The 26,781-nt window shown below is 44.3% G+C and carries 18 protein-coding genes and 1 riboswitch; of the genes, 9 read left to right on the top strand and 9 right to left on the bottom strand.

Annotated elements, in window-relative coordinates:
- Window positions 1–22: 22 nt before the first annotated feature.
- Entirely contained in the window at window positions 23–2,041 is a 2,019-nt protein-coding gene (locus JOJ89_RS04140; RefSeq protein WP_203289658.1) for an ABC transporter ATP-binding protein, read from the bottom strand.
- Window positions 2,038–3,795, bottom strand: a complete 1,758-nt coding sequence (bmrC, locus tag JOJ89_RS04135) for a multidrug ABC transporter ATP-binding protein BmrC (protein ID WP_029567291.1) — start codon at window positions 3,793–3,795, stop codon at window positions 2,038–2,040. Before bmrC ends, JOJ89_RS04140 begins: the two co-directional genes overlap by 4 nt.
- Window positions 3,796–4,300: 505 nt before the next feature.
- Between bmrC and JOJ89_RS04130 the strand changes: the two genes are divergently transcribed.
- Window positions 4,301–4,618, top strand: a complete 318-nt coding sequence (locus JOJ89_RS04130) for a hypothetical protein (protein WP_203289657.1) — start codon at window positions 4,301–4,303, stop codon at window positions 4,616–4,618.
- Between the two features lie 171 nt (window positions 4,619–4,789).
- Window positions 4,790–4,945: a hypothetical protein gene (locus tag JOJ89_RS04125; protein ID WP_168713779.1), complete on the top strand. Its 156-nt coding sequence runs from the start codon at window positions 4,790–4,792 to the stop codon at window positions 4,943–4,945.
- 550 nt (window positions 4,946–5,495) lie between these two features.
- Here the strand turns inward: JOJ89_RS04125 and JOJ89_RS04120 are convergent.
- A complete protein-coding gene (locus tag JOJ89_RS04120; RefSeq protein WP_203289656.1) occupies window positions 5,496–7,823 on the bottom strand; it encodes a transglycosylase domain-containing protein in 2,328 nt (775 codons plus the stop codon).
- A gap of 187 nt (window positions 7,824–8,010) precedes the next feature.
- Here JOJ89_RS04120 and JOJ89_RS04115 point away from each other — a divergent pair, with 187 nt between their 5' ends.
- A complete protein-coding gene (locus JOJ89_RS04115; protein ID WP_051827417.1) occupies window positions 8,011–8,526 on the top strand; it encodes a universal stress protein in 516 nt (171 codons plus the stop codon).
- Window positions 8,527–8,743: 217 nt separating this feature from the next.
- On the top strand, window positions 8,744–10,120 hold the full coding sequence (nhaC, locus tag JOJ89_RS04110; protein ID WP_203289655.1) for a Na+/H+ antiporter NhaC: 1,377 nt from the start codon (window positions 8,744–8,746) through the stop codon (window positions 10,118–10,120).
- Between the two features lie 34 nt (window positions 10,121–10,154).
- Here the strand turns inward: nhaC and dat are convergent, their stop codons facing one another.
- The gene (dat, locus tag JOJ89_RS04105; protein WP_029567289.1) at window positions 10,155–11,012 is read right to left on the bottom strand and encodes a D-amino-acid transaminase; all 858 of its coding nucleotides are present in this window, start codon (window positions 11,010–11,012) and stop codon (window positions 10,155–10,157) included.
- A 207-nt stretch (window positions 11,013–11,219) separates the two neighbouring features.
- Window positions 11,220–11,402, top strand: a riboswitch (cobalamin riboswitch).
- A 189-nt stretch (window positions 11,403–11,591) separates the two neighbouring features.
- On the opposite strand from dat, the gene JOJ89_RS04100 reads away from it, so the two are divergent.
- The 5 genes from JOJ89_RS04100 to JOJ89_RS04080 all read left to right on the top strand — a co-directional run bounded on the left by JOJ89_RS04100 (window position 11,592) and on the right by JOJ89_RS04080 (window position 22,654).
- A complete protein-coding gene (locus tag JOJ89_RS04100; RefSeq protein ID WP_029567288.1) occupies window positions 11,592–13,862 on the top strand; it encodes a ribonucleoside-diphosphate reductase subunit alpha in 2,271 nt (756 codons plus the stop codon).
- Between the two features lie 17 nt (window positions 13,863–13,879).
- Window positions 13,880–14,923: a ribonucleotide-diphosphate reductase subunit beta gene (locus JOJ89_RS04095; protein WP_203289654.1), complete on the top strand. Its 1,044-nt coding sequence runs from the start codon at window positions 13,880–13,882 to the stop codon at window positions 14,921–14,923.
- Window positions 14,924–15,101: 178 nt separating this feature from the next.
- The gene (locus JOJ89_RS04090; protein WP_203289653.1) at window positions 15,102–15,665 is read left to right on the top strand and encodes an RNA polymerase sigma factor; all 564 of its coding nucleotides are present in this window, start codon (window positions 15,102–15,104) and stop codon (window positions 15,663–15,665) included.
- Entirely contained in the window at window positions 15,658–16,422 is a 765-nt protein-coding gene (locus JOJ89_RS04085; protein WP_203290253.1) for an anti-sigma factor, read from the top strand. The genes JOJ89_RS04090 and JOJ89_RS04085 overlap by 8 nt, the downstream gene beginning before the upstream one ends.
- Before the next feature lie 211 nt (window positions 16,423–16,633).
- Complete coding sequence (locus JOJ89_RS04080) at window positions 16,634–22,654, top strand: lamin tail domain-containing protein (RefSeq protein WP_203289652.1); 6,021 nt, start codon at window positions 16,634–16,636, stop codon at window positions 22,652–22,654.
- 54 nt (window positions 22,655–22,708) lie between these two features.
- Here JOJ89_RS04080 and JOJ89_RS04075 read toward each other — a convergent pair whose 3' ends face one another.
- The 5 genes from JOJ89_RS04075 to JOJ89_RS04055 all read right to left on the bottom strand — a co-directional run bounded on the left by JOJ89_RS04075 (window position 22,709) and on the right by JOJ89_RS04055 (window position 26,560).
- Window positions 22,709–22,894: a hypothetical protein gene (locus JOJ89_RS04075; RefSeq protein WP_029283576.1), complete on the bottom strand. Its 186-nt coding sequence runs from the start codon at window positions 22,892–22,894 to the stop codon at window positions 22,709–22,711.
- Window positions 22,895–22,996: 102 nt separating this feature from the next.
- Window positions 22,997–23,107 (bottom strand): YhdX family protein, encoded by a 111-nt coding sequence (locus JOJ89_RS04070; protein ID WP_087946378.1) that lies wholly within the window; start codon window positions 23,105–23,107, stop codon window positions 22,997–22,999.
- Between the two features lie 264 nt (window positions 23,108–23,371).
- Entirely contained in the window at window positions 23,372–24,259 is an 888-nt protein-coding gene (locus tag JOJ89_RS04065) for a YitT family protein (RefSeq protein ID WP_029283574.1), read from the bottom strand.
- A gap of 336 nt (window positions 24,260–24,595) precedes the next feature.
- On the bottom strand, window positions 24,596–25,435 hold the full coding sequence (proC, locus tag JOJ89_RS04060) for a pyrroline-5-carboxylate reductase (RefSeq protein ID WP_203290252.1): 840 nt from the start codon (window positions 25,433–25,435) through the stop codon (window positions 24,596–24,598).
- A 36-nt stretch (window positions 25,436–25,471) separates the two neighbouring features.
- Window positions 25,472–26,560: a mechanosensitive ion channel family protein gene (locus tag JOJ89_RS04055; RefSeq protein ID WP_242524663.1), complete on the bottom strand. Its 1,089-nt coding sequence runs from the start codon at window positions 26,558–26,560 to the stop codon at window positions 25,472–25,474.
- Between the last annotated feature and the right edge of the window lie 221 nt (window positions 26,561–26,781).

The raw sequence follows: 26,781 nt of genomic DNA, 5'->3' as shown, positions 1-26,781 counted from the left end.
CGCCCGCAAAGGACGCTCTTTTTTAACCTGCAAGAGAATTTTGTTTTCCCTGCTGCAGTTCATACATTTGATAATACTTGCCTTTTTGTTTCATCAGCTCGTCATGGCTGCCCCGCTCGGCAATTTCGCCGCGGTCGAGCACAAGAATCTGGTCTGCATTCTTAATCGTTGAAAGTCTGTGGGCGATGATAAAGGTTGTTCTTCCTTTTTTCAGCACCTCAAGCGCTTCCTGGATGACCGCTTCTGTTTCGGTATCTATGCTCGCCGTTGCTTCGTCGAGAATCAGGATCGCAGGATCAAATGCAAGTGCTCTGGCAAATGAAATGAGCTGTCTCTGTCCTGATGAAAGCGTGCTTCCCTTTTCAATAACCGGTTCATCGAAGCCAAGCGGCAAATGTTTCAGGAGTTTGTCAGCACCTACATCAGTGAGTGCCTTTTCAACTTGCTCACGGGAAATCGCAGGGTTGTTCAGACTGACGTTTGCGGCAATGGTTCCGGTAAACAGGAACGGATCCTGAAGCACAATCCCCATATGCTCCCGCACAGTCTGGCGCGGCATCGACATGATGTCTTTTCCGTCTATCATGATTTTCCCTTCCTTGCAGTCGTAAAAGCGGAAGAGAAGATTCATGATCGAACTTTTTCCAGAACCAGTATGGCCGACAAGCGCAACCGTATCGCCCTGTTTTGCCTGGAAGTCAATATTCTTCAGGACATATTCGCCTTCCTTATAGCCGAACGAAACATGCTCAAATGTAACATCACCCTTGTAGCGCGGCTCTTTCTTTTCGCTGACATCAATCCCTTTTTCATCAAGCAGCGTAAAAACTCTTTCTGCTGAGACACGTGCTGTTTCAAGCTGGGCAAACTGATTGACAATGCCTGTAATCGGCTGAAAAAGCCGGTTCAGATAATCAACAAATGCGTAAAGAACTCCGATTGATACCATGGAGCCGACACCGATTGAGGCGCCCCCAAAATACCAAATCAGCGCAACAAACGCACAGTTCCGCATAAATCCCACCATGTTATGGGAGAGCAGGGAGTTCAGGCTCAAAAGCTTATTCTGATAATGAAAGTGCGAATCATTCATCTCTTCAAATTCAGCTTTTGTTTCTTCCTGTCTCCGGAACGCCTGGATGATCGTCATCCCCTGGATGGATTCGTTAATCATTCCATTAATATCACTGACAAGCGACCGGATTTTATGGTTGTAGTCTGATGCATATTTTCTGTATACCACGCTCCAGACAGCAAGAATCGGAAGGATGACCATACAGATCAAAGCAAGTTTCACATCAAGGAGGAACAACGCAACAAAGATTCCTGTAATATAAATCGCACTTGTAAAGAACGTCGACAGAACCGCCACGAACAGCTCTCTGATCGCCTCAGTATCATTTGTGATCCTTGCGACGACTTTTCCTGCAGGAAGGTTGTCAAAATAGACGACCGGCAGTCTCTGAATATGGGCAAAAACATCCTGGCGCATTTTCTGGATAATCCTATTGGATGTAACCTGCAGAAAATACCGCTGTCCGTAATGAAAGAATGAGGCAAAAACAAGCAGGCCGAAATAGACAAAAATTAACGTCAGCAGCCCCCCGATTTCCGGTTCATAAAAAGCAAACAGCTCTTTAGAAGACAGCTTCGTTCCCTGATAGGACTCGGACTGCTCTCCCTTTGAAATGGTGACTGTATTTCCTTCAGCTCTGCGTTCTCCGTCAAACTGGAGCTCGCCGGGGATAAAATAATAATCCCGCTGCACTTGAAGAATGTGCACTTCTTCCCCTTTTTCCTCACCCGGCTCAAAATAATCTTCCCGTTTATAAAAGGAGTCTTTATAGGCAGCCGTCTGCTCTCCTTTTTCTGTTTCATACCATGTTTTTTCGATGCCTAGAATATGATCATCAATCATTTTCTTGGCGATAAAAGGACCGGTCAGCTCTGCGCCTACGGCAACCGTAAGCATCAGAAGAGCTGCGATCAGCGTTTTTTTATAAAGGGCTGCATAGCGGAATAATCGCTTTCCTGTGCTCATGCTCCCACCCCGCCTTCATTTTCAGCTTCAATTTGCTGGCGTTCAAATTGCTCCTTGTACCAGCCGTTTTTGGCAAGCAGCGATTCGTGCCTGCCTTCCTCGATGATTTTTCCTTCATCAAGGACAATAATCCAGTCCGCATGCTCAACCGCAGACAGGCGGTGCGTTGTAATAAAGGTTGTTTTTCCGGCACGCTCGCTGCGGATATTCGAGATAATGGCCGTTTCCGTTTTTGCATCTACGGCTGACAGCGAATCATCCAAAATTAGAATTTCAGGATCTATCAGAAGAGCACGGGCAATGGAAATCCGCTGCTTTTGGCCTCCTGACAGCGCGACTCCTTTTTCTCCGACGAGCGTGTTCAGCCCCTCTGGAAGCATCTCAAGATCTTTTCTGAAAAACGCAAGATCAATGGCTTTGTTCAGTTCTTCATCTGATCCGTCTTTTTTCCCGAAAAGAATGTTCTCTCTTACCGTTCTTGAAAAAAGAACATGATCCTGCGGGACATACCCGATAAACCGCTGCAGCGTTTCAAGAGGGATCTTCTCAATCGGAACACCGGATATCAAAATCTCGCCGCTTCCTGAAGGATATTGTCTCAAAAGCTGTTTGACAATCGTTGTCTTGCCGCTGCCGGTTTTGCCGACGATCCCGATTGTCTCTCCCCGCTTGACCGAGAAGCTGACGGCGTTTAAATTCCCCACATTTGATGATGGATAACGGAATGTGACATTTTTGAACTCAATGGATTTAGGCGAACCTACCTGCACCTGATGATCGGCATTTTTCACATCCGGCTCATAGGAAAGAGTGTCATTAATTCTGTCCAGCGAGGCATTGCCGCGCTGCATAATATTGATCAGCTCGCCAATCGCAAACATCGGCCAGATCATCATGCCAAGGTAAACGTTGAAGGAAACCAGTTCACCAAGTGTAATTTCATTATGGAAAACAAGGTACGCTCCGTATCCGAGACCAATCAAGTAGCTGATGCCGACAAGCAGCTTAATCGTAGGTTCAAACAAGGCATCAATTTTGGCTACATGAACATTCTTTTTGTATACATCATCAGTCAATTCGTTGAATCTGTTCACATCAGCCTGTTCCTGAACATATGCGCGAATGACCCTTACTCCAGACACTGATTCCAGCACCTGATCGTTCATATCGCCAAAGGCATCTTGAGCAGCCGTGAACCGCGTGTGAATCTTCTTTCCGTAGATTCCCATGGCGATTGCCATGATCGGCAGAGGAAGAATGGCGGCAAACGTAAGCTTCCAGCTGATGAGAATCCCCATTGTCAAAAGGATCGTCAGCATGAACATGCTTGAATCAACCAGTGTCAGGATTCCAAAGCCGGCTGTAGTCGATATCGCTTTTAAATCGTTTGTCGCCCGGGCCATTAAATCACCTGTTCTGTTTTTTTCATAAAAACGCGGAGTCATGACCAAAAACTGGCCCATCAGCTTGGATCTTAAAATCCTCTCAGCGAGATGAGCTCCGCCAAATAAACTGTACATCCAGAAGTATGATAAAAAATAGACAAGTACACCAAGACCGATGAATAAGACAATGTACTCCACAAGCAAATCACTCGTAAAATTCCCTGTCTGAATATCATCAATCGCGTTCCCGAGAAGCTTTGGAGGAATAATCTCCAGAACATTTACAACGAGAAGCAGAATAATCGCTGCTGTGTAGCGCTTCCAGTACTTCTTAAAAAACCATCCTAATTTCACTAAAACTGCAAACATGCTTTCATCTCCCCTAAAACTTCCTATTAAGTGACTAGCCGCTTTCCGGATCGCCTTTCTTCACGCGCTTTTCAGCTTTGCTTACCCAAACATTCATTTCATTTCCTCCTTCTTTTTGTTTAAAAAATATAAAAAAGGCACATCTCTGTTTAGAGATCTGCCTTTTTACACAAACATAAAAAGGCACATGAGTATACAGTGCAGCATACCCCGTGCCTTTTTCTTATCTTTATTTAGAGATAAAACTCTAAATAGCCGTAAGGCAAGGCGGGGCTGCATAAAAACGGTTTTTGCGATCGAACTGACGTGCAATGAACTTTTTCATGTTGTACCCCTCCTTTGCCAATTTCTTGATATTATTCCTAAAATAGATTACCATTTGCTTCATTATTTTGTCAATTAAGATTTTTCGCTATTTTTCTCATTTTTATAAAGAAAGGTTTCAACATCTTAAAAATAAGGTAAAGAACACTATCAAACGACATAGGAAAATCAAAGGAGGAACATGATGAGCCAGTTAGTATCCACAAGTCTTTGTACTCAGAATCCATTCAGAATGGACCAGCTGATCAGTTTGAATCAGCTTGCCAAAAATTATAGCGGGAAGGTGTATTTCATAGCTGGAAGACGAAGCATTGTGGATGTTTCAAAACTTCCTTCTTTGATAACGTTCTCTCTTATGACGTCAAGCTCAAAGCAGATAAAAGTTTTAATTGACGGTGAAAGTCCAAGCGAGCTTCTTGCTGAAATGGATGACATCTGCTCAACAGAATCACGCTTTACATCAAGCTTTCTGAATACAGCTGAAAAAGTAAAGGTATAAAGCTGCAGGGATATTACAAAAGATAATGTCAGAACACCCTGTTTTCAATCCACCACAGAAAAGGAGACCGCTGCCATGATCAGAACTATTTTAATCGTAATTGGAGCAATCGTCGTTATCGGCTGGCTGCTTAACGTTATCCTATAAAAACCAATAAGGGAGAGGAACCTTATGTCTGAGCACAAACAAGTGAATGTTGAACGAAAAGAAGAGCATAAGACAAACAACAGCCTTCTTGGCGCCACTTTTATTAAATACACAGCATATCTTGTCATTTTCTTCGGAATTATATGGTTTTTAATTACGTATATTATGCCAATGTTTTAGGATAGAGAGTTTTGAGAACCGCGTCTATAAGGATGCGGTTTTTTGTTGTGTTTAGTTTTTCGTTTTGTTTTGTGATGGCTGTGACGGGAGCTGGTGTCATCAAGCTTTTGATTCATGCTTTTGATGGTTCTATTACGCCTGATTAGTGCCACCAAGCTTTTGATTCATGATGTTGGTGGTTCTATTACGACCTTTTAGAACCATCAAGCTTTTGATTCACGCTTTTGATGGTTCTATTCCGCCTGTTTAGGGCCATCAAGCTGCTCATTTTCGGTTTTGATGGTTCTATTCTGCCTGCTCAGTGCCATCAAGCTGCTCATTTTTCGTTTTGATGGTTCTATTCTGCCTGTTTAGGGCCATCAAGCTGCTCATTTTCGGTTTTGATGGTTCTATTCCGCCTGTTCAGTGCCATCAAGCCGATCATTTTTCGGTTTTGATGGTTCTATTCTGCCTGTTCAGTGCCATCAAGCCGCTCATTTTTCGGTTTGATGGCTTTATTCCACATGACATGCAAAAAAACCGAACAGGAGTCTCCCTGTTCGGTCTGATATTAACCGCCTCCGCTGTCTGCCGGAGGTTCGGCAGGCTCAGCAGGTTCAGCTGGCGGTTCTTCCGGTTCGGCCGGCTCACTTGGCTCGGCTGGCTCTTCCGGTTCCTCAGCTGGCGGCTCAGCCGGCTTTTCTTTTTCTTTTTTCTTTTCTTCTTCTTTTCTTATCTGCTCTTCTTTTCGTGCTTCTTCTTCTGCTTTCCTCGCCTCTTCTTCTGCTCTTTTCGCTTCTTCTTGTGCTGCTTTTTTAGCTTCTTCGTCCTGGCGCTTTTTCTCTTCTGCTTGTTTCTTTTCTTCATCGGCTTTTGCTTTTTCTTCCTGCTTCAGCCGTTCCTGTTCTTCTTTTCTTGCTTTGGCATCTTGTTCTGCCTTTTTGTCAGCTTCTTTTTTTCTTTCTTCAGCCCGTTTCTTTTCTTTTTCCTCTTTGCCCGTATCTTTTTTCTTCACGGGTTTCTTTTCTTCTTTCTTTATTGGAGCGAGTTTAAAGTCTTCAGGCTTTTCGTTTTTCAGGGCTGCATCCATAATGACTTTATAAAGCGGTGCAGCTGTTGCACTGCTTGATGTTTTCAGGTAATGATTTTCATCTGTCTGATCGTAGCCGAGCCATAGCGCACCAACTACGTTCGGTGTATATCCGACAACCCATTGGTCCTTAGTCCCATCGATGCCGTCGATGCCAAGCTGGGTGGACCCTGTTTTCGCCGCAAGCTCATGCTTTTCGAGAGCAGCTTTTCTACCAGTTCCTTCTTTGACAACCCCAAGCATCATGTGTGTCATCGTTTGAGCTACTTCTTTAGTCGTTACTTCTGTTTCTTTCTTTTTCCATTCCGCAATGGTGTTGCCCTGCACATCAACAATTTTCGTGATCGCATGAGCTTCTACGCGCGTGCCGTCATTTGGAAAAGCGGAATAGGCTTCGGCCATGTTAAGCGGTGCAACCCCTTTATCAAGTCCTCCAAGTGCAAGACTCAGGTTGCGGTCATTTTCGGTAATCGGCAGTCCGAAGCGCTCGGCTGCATCTACACCTTTAGCCACGCCTATTTCGTTTAATGTCCAGACAGCGGGCACATTATGAGACTTTATTAAAGCTTCATACATGGTAACCTCGCCATGGTACGATCCATCAAAATTCTTTGGCTGATATCCGTCAATATCCAGAGGTTTATCCTCAAGCTTGGAATTAACGGTCATTCCGTTTTCAAGAGCGGGCGTGTAAACCGAAATCGGCTTCATCGTCGAACCCGGCTGCCTCTTCAGCTGTGTAGCCCTGTTGAATTGCCTGAATGAATGTTCTCCGCGGCCGCCGATCAGCGCCTGGACTCCTCCTGTTTTAGGGTTCAGGAGAACGGCACCGCTTTGCACCAGCTGATCTCCTCCCAGGTCAGGGAAGTTCGCATCATCTTTAAACACATTTTCGATCGATGACTGCATGTCCTGGCGCAGTTCGGTATGAATCTCAAACCCGCCGGCAAGGATTTCATTTTGCGTCAATCCGTATTTTTTGATCGCTTCTTCAATTACGTGATCTACGTACGAAGGGTAGCGGCCTTTATATTGATCCAGTTCTTTTCTTTCAAGAACGACTTTTTCCTTTTTCGCTTCGTTCATTTCTTCTTCAGTAATCACGTTTTCTTCTTTCATCAGTTTCAGAACGACGTCTCTCCGGTCGAGAGACTTTTCCATATTCTTGACTGGTGAATAATTCGTCGGGGCTTTAATCAGACCGACAAGAATCGCTGATTCGTTCAGGGTCAGATCTGCAGGCTCTTTTCCAAAATATACTTTTGAAGCCCGCTTAAGTCCCCAGGCACCCTCTCCGAAATAAACTTTGTTTACGTATAGTTCCAGGATTTCTTCCTTTGAATATTCATCTTCAATTTTCTGCGAGATAAAATACTCATCAAATTTCCGTTTAAATGTCTGATCGTGAGTAAGCAGGGTATTTTTGGCAAGCTGCTGTGTCAGCGTGCTTCCTCCCTCGACAACTCCTCCCGCCAGCACATTCTTGAATGCAGCGCGGACAATTCCGATATAATCGATCCCGTTATGCTTGTAGAAATTTTGGTCCTCTGTTGCCTGAAGCGCCGCGTAAAAGTGTTCGGGCACATCTTCATACTTGACCCATTCCTGTTTGGAGCTTGAGATCTTGCTTGCGATTTCTCCGTTTTGATCATAAATAATGGTCGGGGCGTTTGCTCGTTCCTCTAATTTGCTGACATCCTGCGATGCAATAACTGAGTTGTGCACCATAAAGACAAGGATGACTGAAAGCAGCACGAAGATGAGCAGTTTCATGAACACACCCTTTATGGAAAATAGTGACTTAAACATGGATAACCCCCTGATATAGAAAAATAAATCCTATCTTTTATTACCCCAATTACAACAGGTGTACGCCTAATTATGAAAAAATCTGTCCGCCTAAGCTAAATTTCTGACAGATGAACGTTTTCCCAAGGAAATATCAGGGTATTTCAAAAATATGAAATCATCTGCCAAAAGAAAGGAATGAATGAACTTGGATACATTTCACCACATTGTAGTAGCTTATGACGGACAGGATGAAAGTTCAGCAGCTCTAACTAAAGGAATTCAGCTGAGCAAGCAGCTCGGAACACGATTAACTGTTGTTCACGTCTATCAGGCAGAGCATGCCATGAATACTGGAGGCGTCAGACCCGGTATTCCGAGTGCTCCTGCAAACGGTTACCTGACTGATAACCTTCAGAACTATCCGGTTGCCCCTGATGCGGCACGCCAGTTTGATGATCAGCCTAAAAATGACCACTTCGACCATTCTGATGAGGTCTCGTCGAGGATTCGAATGAAGCTTGATGAGAACCAGGCAACCGGAGACGTTGAGATTCTGTCAGGCTCCCCGGCAGATGCCATCCTTTCATTTGCCGATGAACATGCAGCTGACCTCATCATTATGGGCAACAGTGATTCAGGCGGCCTTAAAAAACTGCTTTTCGGCGGAGTAAGCGATAAAGTGCATCATCAGTCAAATATTTCAGTGCTGATTGCAAAATAAATGTGCTAACGGGTGCTTTTTTAAGCATCCGTTTTTTTGAGAGCTAAACACTTAAAAACCTCTGACACAAACAAAGTTTCAGGGGTTTTTTCGTCCCTTGCTTAATCCTGTTCCATTTACTTTTATCACCAGTTGACATAGATCAATAGACTGATATAATACTTTTATGCACAAAAGCATAAAAGCGTTTAAGTATAAAAGGAAGGAATTTCAATTTATGAGTCAATCAAAATCACTTTCATTCACTGGTTCAGTGATTCTATTTTTATCGATGATCGGCATTATTTTCATCAGTTTATTTTACTTAAAAACAGAACCGCATCTTCCGCTGATGCTTTGCCTTGTTTTTCTAAGCGGCGCAGCCATTCTTTATAAGTACTCCTGGAAGGAAATTGAGGACGGGATTGTAAAAGGCATTCAATCCGGTGTTCAGCCTATTATTATTCTTGCTTTAATCGGGATTCTTATTGGAGCCTGGATGTTCAGCGGAACCATACCTACTGTCATGATGGCCGCTTTGTCCATCATAGATCCCGCGTACCTCCTGATTTTGACTCTTTTATGCTGCACCATTATTTCAAGTCTTGTGGGCAGCAGTTTTACAACGGTCAGTACAGTCGGAGTTGCTCTTATGGGAGTGGCCATTGCCGCAGGAGTTCCCGTTGAATGGGCTGCAGGGGCTGTTATTTGCGGGGCATGCTTCGGGGATAAAATGTCGCCGATGTCAGATACAACGAATTTTGCCTCAGGTGTGGCTGAAGTCAATATTTTTACTCATATCCGCCATATGGCACAAACGACGATTCCCGCTTATGCGATAACAGCAGCACTTTTCTGGTATATGGGGACAACTCTTTCTGCTGACGGAGCAACACTTGATAACATTAAGGAAATTATGACGGTCATGAAAGAGCACGTCACAATCAGTCCATGGACCTTGATCTCTCCTCTGATTGTGATTGGACTTGCCATCTCACGGGTTCCTGTTATTCCTGCTCTTGCAGCAGGCATTGCAACGGCCGGCATCACAGGTCTCCTCATTCAGGACGGGACAAATCTTTCCGGTTTCTTAGCCGTTCTGCAAAATGGAACAGCGTTTGATATTCAGCAGGAAACCGTCCAGCAAATGCTTAACCGCGGCGGGCTTCAGTCTATGATGTGGTCCATTTCGCTGATTATGATCGCCTTTGCTTTAGGCGGATTGATGGATAAAATGCAGCTGATCCAGACTTTATTAAACGGATTGATTGAGAGAATTAAAGTCAAAGGGCAGCTGATCCTTGCAACTATTTCTTCTTCAATCGGAGTTAATCTCGTAACTGGAGAGCAGTATTTGTCCATACTCATTCCCGGTCAGTCGTTTAAACCGGCCTATGAAAAACTGAACGTTGAAAAGAAATATTTATCAAGATCCCTTGAAGATGCCGGAACACTGATCAATCCCCTTATTCCCTGGGGAGTAAGCGGAGCCTTTTTTGCGCAGACACTCGGTGTGGACGTCATAGCGTACCTGCCATTTGCGTTCTTTCTCTACCTGTCTCCATTGTTTTCTGTCCTTTTTGGATTCCTGCCTGTCAGGAAACATACACTCTAGCAGAAAATCCCGCCTAAACCAGGCGGGATTTTTATTATTTCTCGACCACTTTCGTTTCTTTTGCGATCAGTTCATCAAACAGCTTTTGAAGCTTTCTTGTGACCGGGCCTGGAATTCCTTCTCCAATCTTTCCTTCATCAACCTTTATGACAGGAATCACTTCACTGGTCGTAGATGTGATAAATGCTTCATCAAGAGAGACAAGACCTTCAGTGCTCAATCTTTCTTCCAGAAACTCGATTCCGTTCTGTCTGCAAAGCTCTTCTACTTTCATTCTCGTAACACCATTCAGGATCAGGTTATTCGCAGGATGCGTAAACACACTTCCGTTTTTCACCCCATAGAAATTGGAGGAAGACCCCTCTGTAATCATGCCGCTTCTGTGCAGCAGAGCTTCATATGCCCCGCGGTCATGTGCCTCCTGTTTTGCAAGGACATTACCCAGCAGATTCAGGCTTTTAATATCGCATCTGAGCCAGCGCACGTCTTCAAGCAGGCTGAGAGAAATCCCTACCTCCTGCTCTTTTGCCGGTTTTGAGCATGGAATTGGATAGGCCGTTAATTCAGGACGCGTATCCTTGCCCGGAAACAGATGCTTTCTTGCGGCAGCTCCTCTTGTTACCTGCATATAAATACCGCCGTCTTCTGTCTTATTCAGGCGGAGAAGTTCTTCAAGCTGACCTGTCAGCTCCCCTATCGTATATGGAAGGTCGATTTTGATTTCTTCTGCGCTTCGAATGAACCGCTCCATATGCTCCTTCATCGCAAAAAATGCCCCATCATATACCCTGATGACCTCGTAAACCCCGTCACCGAACTGATGGCCCCTGTCTTCAAGATCAATCGCTACTTCATCACGCTTTTTATATTCGCCGTTAACAAGTATGTACATGATAAATCTCCTTTTTATAAGACTTAGTGTAACCTTCCCTTTAACCTATGGTATGATGAAACACGCTGAACTGTAAAATGGTTTTCTATTTTTCTTTCGACATTTTCATAGATTTCAGTTGAAATTATAACCCATGTCATTTATGATGAGAATATCAAATAACACAACATATTGATTTTACTACTAAAACTACATACCACATATTGAAATAATCAGCGAATCAAGGTGCCAACATGTTGGCTTAAAAGGGAATCCGGTGCAAATCCGGAACTGTCCCCGCAACTGTAAGTGTGACGAACTGGGAATACCACTGTACGAGAGAAATGTATGGGAAGGACTCAGCGCAGAATGATCACAAGTCAGGAGACCTGCCTTAGATTTGCAGAAGTTTCGAATTCTTCGGGGACTGAGGAGATGAAACGATGGCCAGTAACAGGGATGCGTGCACCCTCTTATTCTATCGTTTGATCCGCTCATGTTCTCATGGGCGGTTTTTTTGATTTTCGCAGCTTTTTTCCTGAAAGATCATTGACCGTTTAATATGCGGAAAATCTGAACTATAAATGAGGAGGATGTCTTATGGCAACCAAAATGACTACCGTCATCGTAAACGAACTGACAAACGAAAAAGCCCCGTTCTCACCGCAGCGGCTGACTGACTTTATTTCTGAAACCGGAAAAGATTTTAAAGAGCTTGACCTCCATACATACACCGAAAGAGCTGTTCAAAGCATGGAAGGCCGGACTGTCTGTTCTGCCTCTCAGGTAACCAACCTTCTTATTCTCGAAGGACTCTCAAATATCAGTGAGCTTCAGCCGGAATGGACCTTTTTCTGTGCCCGGATTTATCTTAAAAAGCTGTATAAAGAAGCGGCATATAACAGGGAATCAGGCGGCGGCACCTTTCTGTCGCTGATTAAAACCCTTACGGCAAAAGGCATCTACAGCAGGCACCTTCTTGACTCTTATTCCGAAGAAGAAATTGAGCAGCTTTCGGATGTCATTGATCACGACAAAGACAAGCTTTTTACATACATTGGGCTCCGGACACTCTCTGACCGGTATCTTGCGAGAGATTATGACAAGTCGGTTTATGAGCTTCCCCAGGAGCGGTACCTCGTCATCGCCATGACGCTGATGGCAAAGGAAGACACGGAACACCGACTTCAGCTTGTAAAAGAAGCCTACTGGGCACTCAGCAATTTGTATATGACCGTTGCAACACCAACATTGTCGAACGCAGGAAAGCCTGTCGGACAGCTGTCCAGCTGTTTTATTGATACAGTTGATGACAGTCTGCAGGGCATCTTCGACAGCAACACAGACATTGCCAATCTTTCAAAATCAGGCGGAGGCATCGGCGTTTATCTCGGGAAAATCCGCAGCCGCGGGAGTGATATTAAAGGCTTTAAAGGAGTATCGTCCGGTGTCATACCGTGGATGAAGCAGCTGAACAATACGGCGGTAAGCGTGGATCAGCTCGGGCAAAGAAAAGGCGCGATCGCCGTTTACCTCGACGTCTGGCACAAGGATATCTATTCCTTCCTTGATTCCAAGCTGAACAACGGGGATGAGCGTTTACGCACACATGACCTCTTCACCGGCGTCTGCCTGCCGGACCTTTTCATGGAACAGGCTGAAAACCGCGGAGAGTGGCATTTGTTCGACCCTCATGAAGTTCGGAAAGTCATGGGTTACTCCTTGGAAGATTATTATGATGAGCAAAAAGGCGCAGGGTCGTTCCGCGAAAAATATTGGGAATGCGCCAATCATCCGGAACTCTCAAAAACTACCGTTCCTGCAATTGACATTATGAAGGGCATTATGAAAAGCCAGCTTGAGTCAGGGACCCCCTTTATGTTTTACCGGGATGAAGTGAACCGGAAAAATCCCAATGCGCATAAAGGAATGGTTTACTGCAGCAATCTCTGTACAGAAATCACTCAGAACCAAAGCCCGACAACAATGGATGAACAGTATACAGAAGACGGCAAAATCATTACTGTTAAAACACCGGGAGATTTTGTTGTGTGCAACCTCTCTTCCATCAACCTTGCCCGCGCTGTGTCAGATGATGTGCTTGAGCGGCTGATCCACGTTCAGGTCAGAATGCTCGATAACGTCATCGATTTAAATGACATTCCCGTTCTTCAGGCTAAGCTCACAAACAAAAAGTACCGTGCAGTCGGCCTCGGAACCTTTGGATGGCACCACCTTCTTGCTCTTAAGCGTCTGCGCTGGGAAGACGAAGAAGCCGTTCAGTATGCAGATGAACTCTATGAAAAAATAGCCTTTTACACGATTCAGGCAAGCATGAGGCTTGCTGAAGAAAAAGGCGCCTATCCTGTCTTTGAAGGTTCAGGCTGGCATACCGGCGACTACTTTAAGAACAGAAACTATACATCTGACTCTATGCCATGGGATGAGCTTTCAGAAAAGATTAAAGTAAACGGCATCCGAAACGGATATTTAATGGCCGTTGCCCCGAATGCTTCAACATCGATTCTCGCGGGAAGCACGGCAAGCATCGATCCTATTTTTCAAAAAATGTACTCTGAAGAGAAAAAAGACTACAAAATACCTGTTACTGCACCGGACTTGAATGCAGAAACCACCTGGTTTTATAAGTCAGCCTATTTGATTGACCAGATGTGGAGCATTAAACAGAACGCAGCCAGACAAAAGCACATCGATCAATCTGTCTCATTTAACTTTTACGTCCGCAACACCATAAAAGCAAAAGAGCTGCTCGACCTGCACCTGACAGCATGGAAAGCGGGTCTTAAAACCACTTACTACGTCCGGTCAACATCAAGCGATATCGAAGACTGCGAATCCTGCGCAAGCTGATAAAGGAGAGATCGTATATGACACATTCATTGAACGCGCGTCCGATCATGGACGCTTCTGCACCAAACCGTTCAACTTCCGTCATTAATGGAAGGAGCTCCAATGTTTTAAACTGGGACGACGTATCCTATCCCTGGGCTTATGCAAAATACAAGAAAATGCTCTCCAATTTCTGGACGCCGTTTGAGATCAACATGTCGGGGGACATAAAACAGTTTCCCGAACTTTCAGGTGACGAACAGGAGGCATTTCTTAAAATCATCGGCCTTCTCGCCCTTCTTGACAGCATCCAGACTGATTATGCCGGAAAAGTAGCGGAGTATATCACAGACTCAAGCATCAATGCCCTGATGATTATGCTCGCCCAGCAGGAAGTCATCCACAACCATTCCTACTCATATGTTTTATCAAGCATCGTTCCAAAGCATGTTCAGGATGAAGTGTTTGAATACTGGCGCAGCGAACCGACGCTGCGGAAGAGAAATGAATTTGTGACAAACGGCTATCAGGCGTTTGCGGAGGAAGCGAATGTGCTGAACCTGCTGAAATCGATTGTGTATGACGTCATTCTTGAAGGGCTCTTTTTCTATTCAGGCTTCGCGTATTTCTATAACCTCGCACGCAATCAGAAAATGGTCGCCACATCCACGATGATTAACTATATTAATCGGGATGAGCAAATTCATGTGGATCTGTTTGTGAAAATTTTCAAGGAAATTCTCCGCGAATATCCAGAGTATCATACAGCTGAGCTGGAAGCATTCGTTCAGGAAACCTTTAAAGAAGCAGCCTCCCTTGAAATCGAGTGGGGACGCACCATTATCGGGAACAAAATCGACGGCATCCATATGCAGGATGTGGAAGATTATATTAAGTTTTATGCAAACGTAAGATGCAATCAGCTGGGATTTGATCGTCCGTTTGAAGCAAACCGGACAAACCCGCTGAAATGGATCAAGGCTTACGAGGAAGTAGACCTCGGCAAATCAGATTTTTTCGAGCAGAAGTCAAGACAGTATACGAAAGTCAACTCCATTGACAACGGATTTGATGATTTGTAAATCATTTGTAAAAAAACGCCATTACGGCGTTTTTTTTTTGGGGAAATGTGATACAAAATTATATTTAATCCGTTAGCTTTACAGCAGGAATAAACCGTCTCCCGCTTTCCAATATGCGACAATAAATGATATTCTTTAATTTAGACGAATGTCTGATTAAATTAGAGGAGATTAGGAGATGACAGTAAACGACGACGCTAAGTTGTACGAAAGGATCCTGAGGAAAGACAAGGATGCTCTGGAAGCTATGTACGACCGCTACCAAAAACTGCTTTACTCTTTTGCCTTCCGCATCACTCATGATCATACTCTCGCTGAAGAAGTTCTTCAGGATGTTTTTATGAAGCTGTGGCACGGGAAAAGTGTCTACGACAGCAGCAAAGGAAAATTCACCTCCTGGCTATTAACCGTCACAAGAAATCAGGCCATTGACCTGATTCGCAAACATAAAAAGGCGGACACCGTCGAAATATTAGAAAAGGACTCTGTTTCCACTCCGGAACAATCCGTCGAACATGAGGTTGAATGGATGGAAAAAGGCGAGATTTTAAGAGAAGCTGTGTCCAAACTGAAAAAGGACCAGCAGCAGATGATAGAACTTTTCTATTTTAAAGGGTTTACCCAGCAGAAGATCTCGGATGTGTACCAGATACCGCTTGGAACAGTGAAAGGACGAATAAGGCTTGCGCTGAAGCACCTGAGGAGCATGCTTGAAAAAGAAGGGAGGGTTATGGATGAGTAGCCAAATGTGTGAGAAGCTGTATGATTATTTTAGTGAGAATTTGACACCGGCAGAAAAGGCTGAATTTGAAGCTCATTTGAAGTCCTGTCCTGATTGCTCAGAAGAATTTCAGGAATTGACCTCGCTGACCGAAGACCTCCCTTATTTGTCTGTGCCGGTGCAGCCGCCGAAGGAAATGAAGCAGAGAATTCTCGGAAATGTGTTTGAGTCTGATACTCCTCTTGAAATGAAGGATGAAAAGATAGAACCGACCAAGGAGACCGTTACCCCTATTGGCATTAAGTCCGAAAAACGGCCAAAACGATTTGTCCTCCCGTCTGTTGCAGCTCTGCTTTTTGCATCATTGCTTGGAAATGCTTATTTTGTCACTCAGATGGAGAATGAAGCTCCTCAGGAAAAAGCTTTCAGTATGGACGATCTTAAAAAACAGGTTGCACTAGCACCTGTCGATGATCAGCTGAGCGAAACAACAGCTATGGCAGCCCTGATGGAAAAAGACTCTAAAGAAATGGTCTTTCTTCAGGCCGAGCAGTTGAAGCAGCTGAATGACGGTGAAGTCTATCAAGTATGGCTGATAGAAAATGACAAGCCGGTAGCGGCAGGTTCATTCGTTCCAGATTCATCCGGACATGGTGCCGTCATGTACGAAATGAATCTGGAAGGCGGATTCAACTGGGATACGATAGCCATAACGATTGAACCAAAAGCAGGAAATAAAGCTCCTGAAGGCGCTGTTGTACTTGCGTCACAGCTATAGTCCCCCAGAGAGTACGGTAATACCGTACCCTCTTTTTTTTGTGCTGAAACCCTTTATTTGAGCCAAATTCCCTCCCTCATGCATCATAAAATGACAGAATTGAGCAAAATACCCCAATATTTACATTATTTTTACGTTAAATTCACGAAAACCCTACATCTTCCAACTAAAATTGAATTTGTGTAAAAAAATTGTAAAAAAGGAGATTTTCATGTCACGCCAAAAAAGACGTTCGTGTTTTATTTATCCCTTAATTCTTATGATGCTTGTCTCAAATCTGCTTGCCGCCTTTACTCCGGCAAACGTGTCTGCAGAAGTAAATGAAGTTCCATCAGGTTCAGTAACTGCTGTTCCAGCCGATGAAACGGAGACGGACAAAAAGGAGCAGGATGCTCTGCCAGCAGAAGCCGAAGCAAATCCTGTGGCACCTGAAAGCAAGCTGGAAATACCGGCTGAGCAAGATGGTCAGCAGACACCTCCCGCAGCTCAAACTCCGGATCAGGTAAAGGAAACGGAGACAGAACAAAAACCTGTTCAATCTAAAAAAGCAGAGCCTGAACAAGAGCCTGCTGAATCAAGTGAACCAAAACCTGAACAGGAGCCTTCCGATGAACCAAACATTGAGCAGGAACCTTCTGAAAAGGAGCAAAAAACACCGTCTGAAGCAGCCATTGAAACAGAAAATAAGAGTGGTGTGCAGATGACCGGCTCCCCCCTCCTTATTACAGAAATAATGGCCGACAATGCCGGTGCAGACGAATTTGAATACATAGAAGTACACAATCCAACAGATAAGCCCGTCATCTTAGACCACTACACCATTTCACTCCGCTATACGGACGGAAGCAGCACGGATAAACCGGCTCTTTTCAGTCCTTATACTCTTGGTTCAGGGAAGACAGCCGTTCTTTGGCTGAACCTGACAGATAAATCCCTTGAAGACTTTAATCAAAAATACAGTGTCCAATTAACTTCTGAGCAGGTTGTAGAATTTACGGGCACGCCTAACTTTGCAAATGGCGGAAACCGCGGCTTTGTGATTACGGGTCCAATTGGAGATGCCGCAACAGCCTCATATCTCGCAGAAGATATCAGCAGCGGCAAGTCCGTACATTACAACTTCCCTGAATCCGGCACGGAAATGAAGAAGCTTGAAAAAAAAGCTGATCCCACGCCGGGAACCATTCTGAACACACAGGCACCGTCGGAAACTGTCCCGACACCTGAAAATCAGGCGCCTACTGCTGTTCACGAGACATTAGCATCAATTACGGAAGGCAGCTCTCCTTCTTTCACTGCGGTCATTACAGATGACACTGCCGACATCAGAGCACATCTTTATTACAAAACAGACGGTGAATTCAAAAAAGCGCCAATGGCTTCTGAGGGGAATACGTTCAGTGCCTCCATTCCAAAAGAAGAGCTGACCGGCGAGAGTTTCATCTATTACATTGAAATGACCGATCCAAATAACCGGGTGCTGCTGAACAACAGCGGCGCAAACTACAAGGTGGTCATTGACCGGCCGGAAGCCCCTCCGGCAGAACCTGATGATCCGGAAGATTTCGACAGTTATGCGCACCTCCTGATTACTGAGATTTCACCGAATTCAGCAGGACCGGGTACTGACTACTATGAATACTTTGAAATCTACAACAACACAGACAAGACTCAGTCGCTTTCTGATTATTCGTTTGCATACCGCTATACGGATACAGGCAGCGAAGTGCCTTTTAAGATTCCTGAAGGTCTGACGGTTAATCCGCAGGAAACGCTGGTCCTTTGGTTTAATAATGGAAATCTGACAGCCGGGGATTTCAATAAACAGTTCGGAACAGCGCTGGAATCAGCCAGCCTCGCGTTCTTTAAAGATGTATTCCCAGGCTTCGCTAACGGAGGCAATAGAGCCATCTCGATAAAAGACCGCACAGGAGCTGAAGTTATCTCCGCAGCTTATTTGGCCAATGAGACCGATAATAACGGGAAAACGGTTAAGTACCAGTACCCGAAAACAGGAACAGAGATGGGCAAGCTTCAAACTCTTGCTGATCCTGATCCGGGAGCCATATTCGCAGAACAGGTCCCATCCTCTCCTGCGAAAGCTCCTGAAGAAACAAATGATTCTGTTAAGCCGGAAATCACGCATACTCCTGTAACGAAAGCAGAAGGCTTTGTAGAGATAGTCATTGAAGCTGACATTACCGATGATAAAGCTGTCCCTTTTGCGACGCTGTTCTACAAATCAGCAAATGACAGCACGTTTTTATCTGTTCCGATGAACCCTGCTGAAGCAAAACCTGAACAGTACAATGCAGTGATAGCAGGTACTGACGTCCATTCAGATTTGATTTATTACATTGAAGCCTCTGATGGCATCAACACTGCTGCTACAGAAGAACAAACGATTGCCGTAGATCTTCCTGAAGTGGATACGGAAAAGCTTCCTTCATTCCTTGTGACGGAAGTCGTTCCTGATTCGACCAATGTCGGTTCAGGTGACGGGTATGAGTTTGTTGAAATCTACAATAATACGAACCAGACTGTTAATTTTAAAGACTATAAGATTAATTACCGTTACGGCATGGAGCCGTCTACCGACGTTGTCTGGCCTTCGGTACCTGAAGATCTTTTGATTCCTTCCGGTGAAACACTTGTTTTCTGGATCATCAATGACCACAACAAAAACAGCACAGTAGCCGACTTTAATAAGAATTACGGCACAGACCTTGAAGAAAACAAAGATATTGTCCGTATTTACAGTGGTGGTATGGCAAACGGAAGTACAAGGGGTCTTGTCGTTTCAACCAACACAAACAAAGAAGTTTCTGTTGCCTACTATAATGAGCAAACCGGAATTGACGATACCGCAGCAGATAAAGGAATCTTCTACAAATATCCTTCTGACGGATCAACCGTTCAGGTGAAGGTCAGCGCAGGCGTGAAGGCGGCAGCGCCGGGTTCTGTTGAAGCCTACCAGATTCCAAAAAAACCGGTTACTCCAAAAGAGGACAACAGTCCGCCAACTGTAAAAGATCTTACTGATCTGACAGAAATAGATCAGAAAGAAGATATTCATATTCTTGCAGATGCGAAGGATAACAACTCTGTTAAATCGGTCCGTCTGTTCTACAAGACCGATAAGCAATCTGACTACCAGAGCGTCATTCTTAAGGAAGATTATGATGATATGCTCTATCACCATACCATTTACTCACCTGACTTGATTGGAAGAAAATCAGTCGAATATTATTTTACTGTCTCAGACGGAATGAATGAAACCGTCAGCAGCAAAAAGAAAATTTCCATTACAAGTGATTTTGATGATGCCGATCTTCGGTTGAATCTTGAAGATGGACAGATTCTAAGCGGAGAAAAAATCATCAAAGCTACAGCAAAAGACGGAAATCCGGATCAGATTTCCATTAAAATTGACGGCAAAGAGGCAGAGGAAACCTACCGTTCGATTGAGCGCACCGCGTATTTCGCATTTGAGGCGAACGGTCTCAACACGTATTTCCAGAACGCTGTTACGATGGGCGAGGACATCCTTTATTTAATGGACAAGGATTGGTTAACAGAATGGAAAACGTACACCGTTCCGGTTGATCCTGAGAGAATACAGACTGGCGAAAATATTCTCACAGTCCGTTCCGGAAATAAAGCGTCGCCATTTGATCTTGAATCAGAGGAAAACCGTGATGATTATACAATTCGTAACGTAAGACTTGTTTTATCCGACGGCACTGTCCTGAGACCGGACAATTTCGCAGATGAAAAGAAAATTATGACCATGAATGATGCTCACCCGTTTGAAGATTTTTCTTTTCAGCTTGCAGATGAGCTTGCAGCAAGCAAAACCTATAAATGGGATACAAAATCTTCGTTTGACGGAGACCATGTCATATCTGTACAGCATTTAAATCGTGCCGTGACAGCCGCTGTTAAAGTAGACAATACGGCTCCGGTTATCACTCCTTCAATTGAAGAAGGCAAAGAATACAAAGGTTCATTTGAAATCAATGCGGGGATCGAGGATTCAATAGCAGGCATTGCTTCTTCAGAGGCATGGCTTGATGGTGCAAAAATTGATCTTCCGTACAGCACCGCCTCCGGGAAGATGAAGCCCGGTGACCATCAATTAACAGTTAAAGCAGCAGATAAGGCAGGAAATCACGTTGAGAAAGTCATCAAATTTAAAACGGCAAACGAAAATCCTGACAAAATTGAACTGATTGGACCGGCAGACGGTGCAAAAGGACTTCCTGCAGGCGATCCGAAGCTGCAGGTAAAGGTAACGGACCCTTCAAACGACAGCATGAACGTCTCCTTTTATAAAGGGTATCAATATACACCGTCTGACAGCAGTGTTAAATCATTCAAACATGCAGCGGACACAGAACCGCCCAAGCAGCAAGCACCGGCAGGCGAACAGGCTTTTACGTCTGAAGATATACAGCTGACGTCAAAAAAAGACGGCACTTATCTGACGACAGATTCAAGCACCCAGTTCCCTTATCACAGATTCGATGTAACTGTTGATCCGGCTGTGGATGATAGTGACCACATTGAGCTTAAATGGGACGGAAATTCATTAGAAGGCAGAAAAGTATCCATGTATGCCTGGAGCCATAAGCAAAAGAACTGGTCCATGGTAGATGTTGAAATTGCAGGGACAGAGGACTTCGAACTTACCGGAAGCGTGCAAGCAGGAGAATTTGTAAAAGGCTCAAAAATCAATGTTCTTGTACAAGATGAGATTCCAAAAAGTCCGGAAGAGTATGATTACACATTTGCCTGGATGTCCGACACGCAGTATTATTCGGAAAGCTACCCGCATATTTACCAGCGCCAGACAGAATGGATTGCCCAAAAACAGGAAGAGTTAAAGATTAAGTATGTCTTCCATACCGGAGATCTTGTCAATATCTCTACAGATGAAAAGCAGTGGAAAAATGCCGATACGTCAATGAAGGTGCTTGACGATCAAAACATCCCGTACGGGGTGCTGGCCGGTAACCATGATGTTGATCAGGTATCAAACGACTATACCGATTACTATCGTTATTTTGGAGAGGACCGCTTTCAATCAAAAGATTATTACGGCGGCTCCTATCTTAACAACCGCGGCCACTACGATTTAATTTCAGCCGGAGGCAATGACTACATCATGGTTTATCTTGGCTGGGGAGTAACAGATGAAGGGATAGCCTGGATGAATGATGTTCTTTCCGCCTACCCTGAACGAAAGGCCATCTTAAGCTTCCATGAGTATTTACTGGCAAGCGGCACACGTCACCCATTGGGGGAGAAATTATATAATGAAGTAGTCGTTCCAAATAAAAACGTATTTGCTGTACTGAGCGGCCACTATCATGCCGCAAAAACGTACATTGATCAAATTGACGATAACGGCGACGGCACGCCTGACCGCACGGTTACTCAAATGCTGGCTGATTATCAGGCAGGACCTGAAGGCGGGCAGGGCTATATGAGACTGCTTCATTTTGATCAGGACAACAACAGAATCCTTGTAAACACGTATTCACCTTATCTGGATGACTATAACTATTACGATACAGGTGAATTCCCAGAAATGGATGAGTTTGAAATCAGTCTTGACCTTGCCCCTGCCAAGAAGAGAATTGCCACCGATTCTTTCTCAGTAAATGTTTATACAGACCAGGCAATCGGCTCGGATGAAAACATAGAAAGCGGCTCGATTGCAGAAACAATCTGGACAGGCCTCGAAACCGGCCAGACCTATTTCTGGTACGCATCAGCCGAAGATTCATTTACAGGAAACACCGTTTCAGACATCTGGTCCTTTACAAAAGGAGAGAAAGGTAAGGCCCCTGATGAAGAAGACCCTTCTTCACCTCCTGCTGACGGAGGAGAGGATACAGGAAATCCTCCTGCTGACGGCGGCGGAAATACAGGAAATCCTCCTGCCGGCGGCGGTAATCCTGGAGAAGACAGCGGCAATAACGTCCCTGGTGCTTCCCCTGATAAAAACGGCCAGGCTAAGGAGTCTGAAAATCCCCGGGTTCCAGACAATGAGGATTCGGCACGTGATCATGACAGTACACCAGAGGACAGCAATGATGCAGCTAAAGGAAGCCATTTGCCTTCCACTGCAACAGACATGTACAACCTGCTTGCTGCAGGAGGCTTATTTATCTTCGCCGGAGCATCAGTTTTGCTTTACCAAAGAAGAAAAAGAAGCGTTTCATAAGAAAACCTCGAACAATAAAAAGGAGACGATCCAGCGGGATCGCCTCCTTTTTGTTTATAGCCCAAAATGATCCATACCGCGGTTTTGGTTATGCATCTGCTGTTCAGCTCTCATTGCTTCAGCTTTAGGGTCGGAGTGATAAACATTCAGCTTTCGTCTTCGTTTTGATCGCAGGTCACTGATCCATCCTATAAGAACAAGTACGAGAAATCCGGCCAGAAGCCAAGCCCAGAGCGGCATTGCTCATCCCCCGTTTCCATTTTAAGGTGTGTTCTAACTATATTCCGGATGATCTGCCTTTTCAAGAGACAAATGTGTCAAGGATTCACATGGCAGCAGGATTTACGGCTTTACAGCTTCTTCTTCCGCTTTCTCAATTAAAGTCGCTTCATACATTTCCTCATCAGTCTGCACTTTAATGCTCTCTTCCACACGAATTCTTCCTTTACCCATTTTATCTCCTCCTTTATTGATATCATAATTAATCTGAAAATTTAGTAAATAATAATTTCGCCCTATTTATTTGACGAATTTTTGAAGTCTGTGTAAAAGGATAGGAAAGTTCATCCTACTTTGTCGGCAAAGTTTCGACTTTTTTCAGTTGAAAATCCACTTAGACGTACATTTTGGTGAACCGTCCAAAAAAAGGACTAATGACTTATGCAGGAAATGTCTTATTCCAACAATTGATGATGTTTTTTTCCGGAATGTGTCATGTTAGTGAATGCTCCTCTTTTTAAATCTTCCGCCTCTGACTTCAGTAATGTTTGCTACTGCCAAAAATGCGGAAGGATCCAGCTCTTCGACAATCAATTTCAGCTTGGCTTCTTCAAGTCTTGTAATCACGCAGAATATGACTTTCTTTCCTTCACCTGTATAGGCGCCTTCTCCGTTTAAATAAGTGACTCCACGTCCAAGCCTGGCAAGAATCGCCTGACCGACCTCATCTGGATTTTCACTGATGATCCATGCAGACTTTGATTCATCAAGTCCCTGAACGACAACATCTATCGTTTTGTAGGCAATAAAATAAGCAATCAGCGAATACATGGCCCGGTCCCATCCGAATACAAATCCCGCACTTCCCAAGATAAACAGGTTGAAAAACATAATCAGTTCCCCTACAGAAAAAGGCGACTGCTTATTGAACAGAATAGCCAGAATTTCCGTACCGTCAAGCGAGCCGCCGTATCTGATGACAAGCCCGACGCCAATGCCGAGAATAATTCCTCCAAAAACAGACGCAAGAAGCAAATCTTCAGTTAAAACAGGAACTGGATGCAATAGAGCCGTTGCAAAACTCAGCACGACGACACCAAACAGAGTCGAAAGAGCAAATGTTTTTCCGATCTGATTATAGCCGATGAACAGGAAAGGGACATTGAGAAAAAAGAGAAAAAGACTCAGCTTCATATTTGTCAGGTGAGACAGAATAATTGAGATTCCCACAATTCCGCCGTCAATGATGCGATTTGGAACGAGGAAAATCTCAAGACCGACAGCCATAAGGACCGCACCCGAACAAATGAGCACCATCCGCTTTCCAATCTCTGCTTTTGGCAGCTTTTTATGCTGTTTGATCAAGGAAACTTGATGGGGCTCCATTTATCCTCCTCCTTTTAGTCACTCTTTTTCTTGTGGATTTATATATTAAATATAAGTAGAGAATGAGCGCGGCATGACTAATGAACAAAAAAAAACCACCCTTAATCCGGGTGATTGCTGCAAATCTCTGTGATAAAATGAAAATAAAGAAAATTCGGACGGTGATGCGGATGAAACTGGTCAACATTTGTTTGAAATGCAATGGAAAAGGAAAAATCAGATCCAAGCTGCCTTTTTTCAAGAAAACCTGCACACTCTGCAATGGGACGGGCAAGCGCCAGACGACAATTAAAGATTCTAAGCGCGCCTGACCGTCCTCATCCTCTTTTCATTTCTCTATTGATTCTCCTGCCACTTGCCCAATGCTTTTCGATTGGTGGCGATAACCGCTTCCTTAATCAGACGGCTGTATCCACCCTCTACAAGAACGTTTATTCCTTCCGCTGTAGCTCCTCCTGGGGTTGTCACTTGTTCTCTAAGTTCCTTCGGCGCTTTTTTCAGCTTCAGCATGGCAGAGGAACCGGCCATCATTTGGGAGACAAGCTTTACTGCATGTTCATGTGAAATGCCGTACGTCTCTGCCTGTTCGATCAAGCTCTCCGCAAATGCATACAGAAATGCAGGGGCACTTCCCGTAATGGCCGTTAATTGATGAACCTGTTCCTCTGTGCAAACTTCTGATTCACCTATCGCATCCAGTACATCCTTCAGCATCAGCTTATGATGTTCTAAAGTTGCCTGACCATAAGCAACAAGTGACATCGACTCGCCGATTTCAGAGGCTGTATTTGGCATGATCCATGCCGCAGGCACGTCTTGGCCAAGATGTTCTTCAAGAAAAGACGGGCCGATGCCGGCTGCAATCGTCACAACAAATTGCCCCGCTAAGACCGGCTTAAGCTCCTTCAGAAATTCTGGGTGAGCTTCAGGAGGCATAGCCAGCAGAATCATGTCCGCTTTTTCAGCATCACTGCTCCAGCTAAGCGAAGGCCTGATGCCGTACTTGTTCTCAAGATACAGGAGCTTTTCTCTGTTTCTATGATTTGATACATAAATATCCTCGATATTCGGCGACTTTACCAGCCCGGAAATAATGGATTCTGCCATCCGGCCTGCACCGATAAAAAGAATTGTCTGTTTCTTCAAAGCGTTCTTCCTCTCTTTATGTAGTGTAATCAGTGTACCAGAAAAACCGGTGCATCCGCACCGGCTTTAGCTGTACTGCTTTTCTTTTTCTTTCACTTCCTGTTTGGCTTCTTCAACGTAAATGGTCCGGCTTGGAAATGCGAAATCGACGCCTTCCTCTTCCAGGATTGCCATGATTTTAAAGTTGATGTCCTGCTTCACGCTTAAATGGTCGGCATAAGCGGTTGTTTTCGTAAAGAAATTCAGGAAAATATTGAGGCTGCTGTCGCCAAAAGCGTTAAAAACAACGTTGATTGTTTCATCATGAACGCCGTCATGCTCTGCAAGCAAATGCTCAATTCTTTTCACGCACGTCTTAAGCTGTGTCTGCGTTGTATTATAAGTGACACCAAGTGTAAACTGAATCTGCCTTTTCCCCATCTTCGTCCAGTTTGTAATCGGCTCATTGGCAAGTGTAGAGTTTGGAACCGTCACAAGGGCCTGAGCGAATGTCCGGATTTTTGTGCTTCTGAAGGATATGTCTTCTACAACTCCTTCTACACTTGGTGTTTTGATCCAGTCACCAAGGGTAAACGGCTTCTCTGTGATAATAATGATGCCCCCGAAAAAGTTGCCGATCGTCTCTTTGGCTGCAAGGGCAAAAGCAAGACCTCCAAGACCGAGTCCGGCGACAAACCCGTTCACATCATAATTAAATTCCTGGGCAATGATGCTGAAAGTAAGAGCCAGAATGACAAATCTCATGACTTTGGATAAAAACGGCCCCAGAATATCATCCATCTCAAGCTCAAACCGCTTGTTTACTTTATCAAAAAGCAGGGATGATGATGCTGTAAGGTTATACAGTCCCCACGCCAGTGTGAGAACAATGGAAGAACGGTAAAACTGGCTGAGTATGTCCCTTTGATTGTCCAAAAAAGGAGAATACAAAATCGCCAAATACAATCCGATAAGAATAAAAAACATCCGCAGCGGTTTTTCATAGGCAACTAGGACATTTCTGAACAAATCCGTCGGTGTTTTGCTGCTGAATTTAAGAATCATCTTAAACACATATTTCGTAAACAGCTTGCGGAGAACCATGAACAGAACGAAAATCCCTATACTGACGGCGATCTCAATCAGGCTTTCAGTTGAGGTATATTTTTCAAGCAATACGTTTCTCTCCCTTATATTTGTATCCCTTATATTTTTCACAAAATACTATTATACTAAACTCTTCGAGATCCTCATGGTCTTTTGGTCCCTATTTTAAAAGACATTTTTCTTAAGCTTCCCTTAAGGGATTATGATTCCATCCGGCTCAGAACAACTTTCTGGATTTTTCCCTGAGATTCTGATACCGTTATCATAAAAACCAGAGAGAGGTACATTCA

It is taken from the genome of Metabacillus sp. cB07, from assembly GCF_016839225.1.
GTDB classification, from domain to species: Bacteria; Bacillota; Bacilli; order Bacillales; family Bacillaceae; genus Bacillus_P; species Bacillus_P indicus.
Note: the sequence above shows the minus strand (reverse complement) of the source record. Positions and strands in the feature narration are given on the sequence as shown.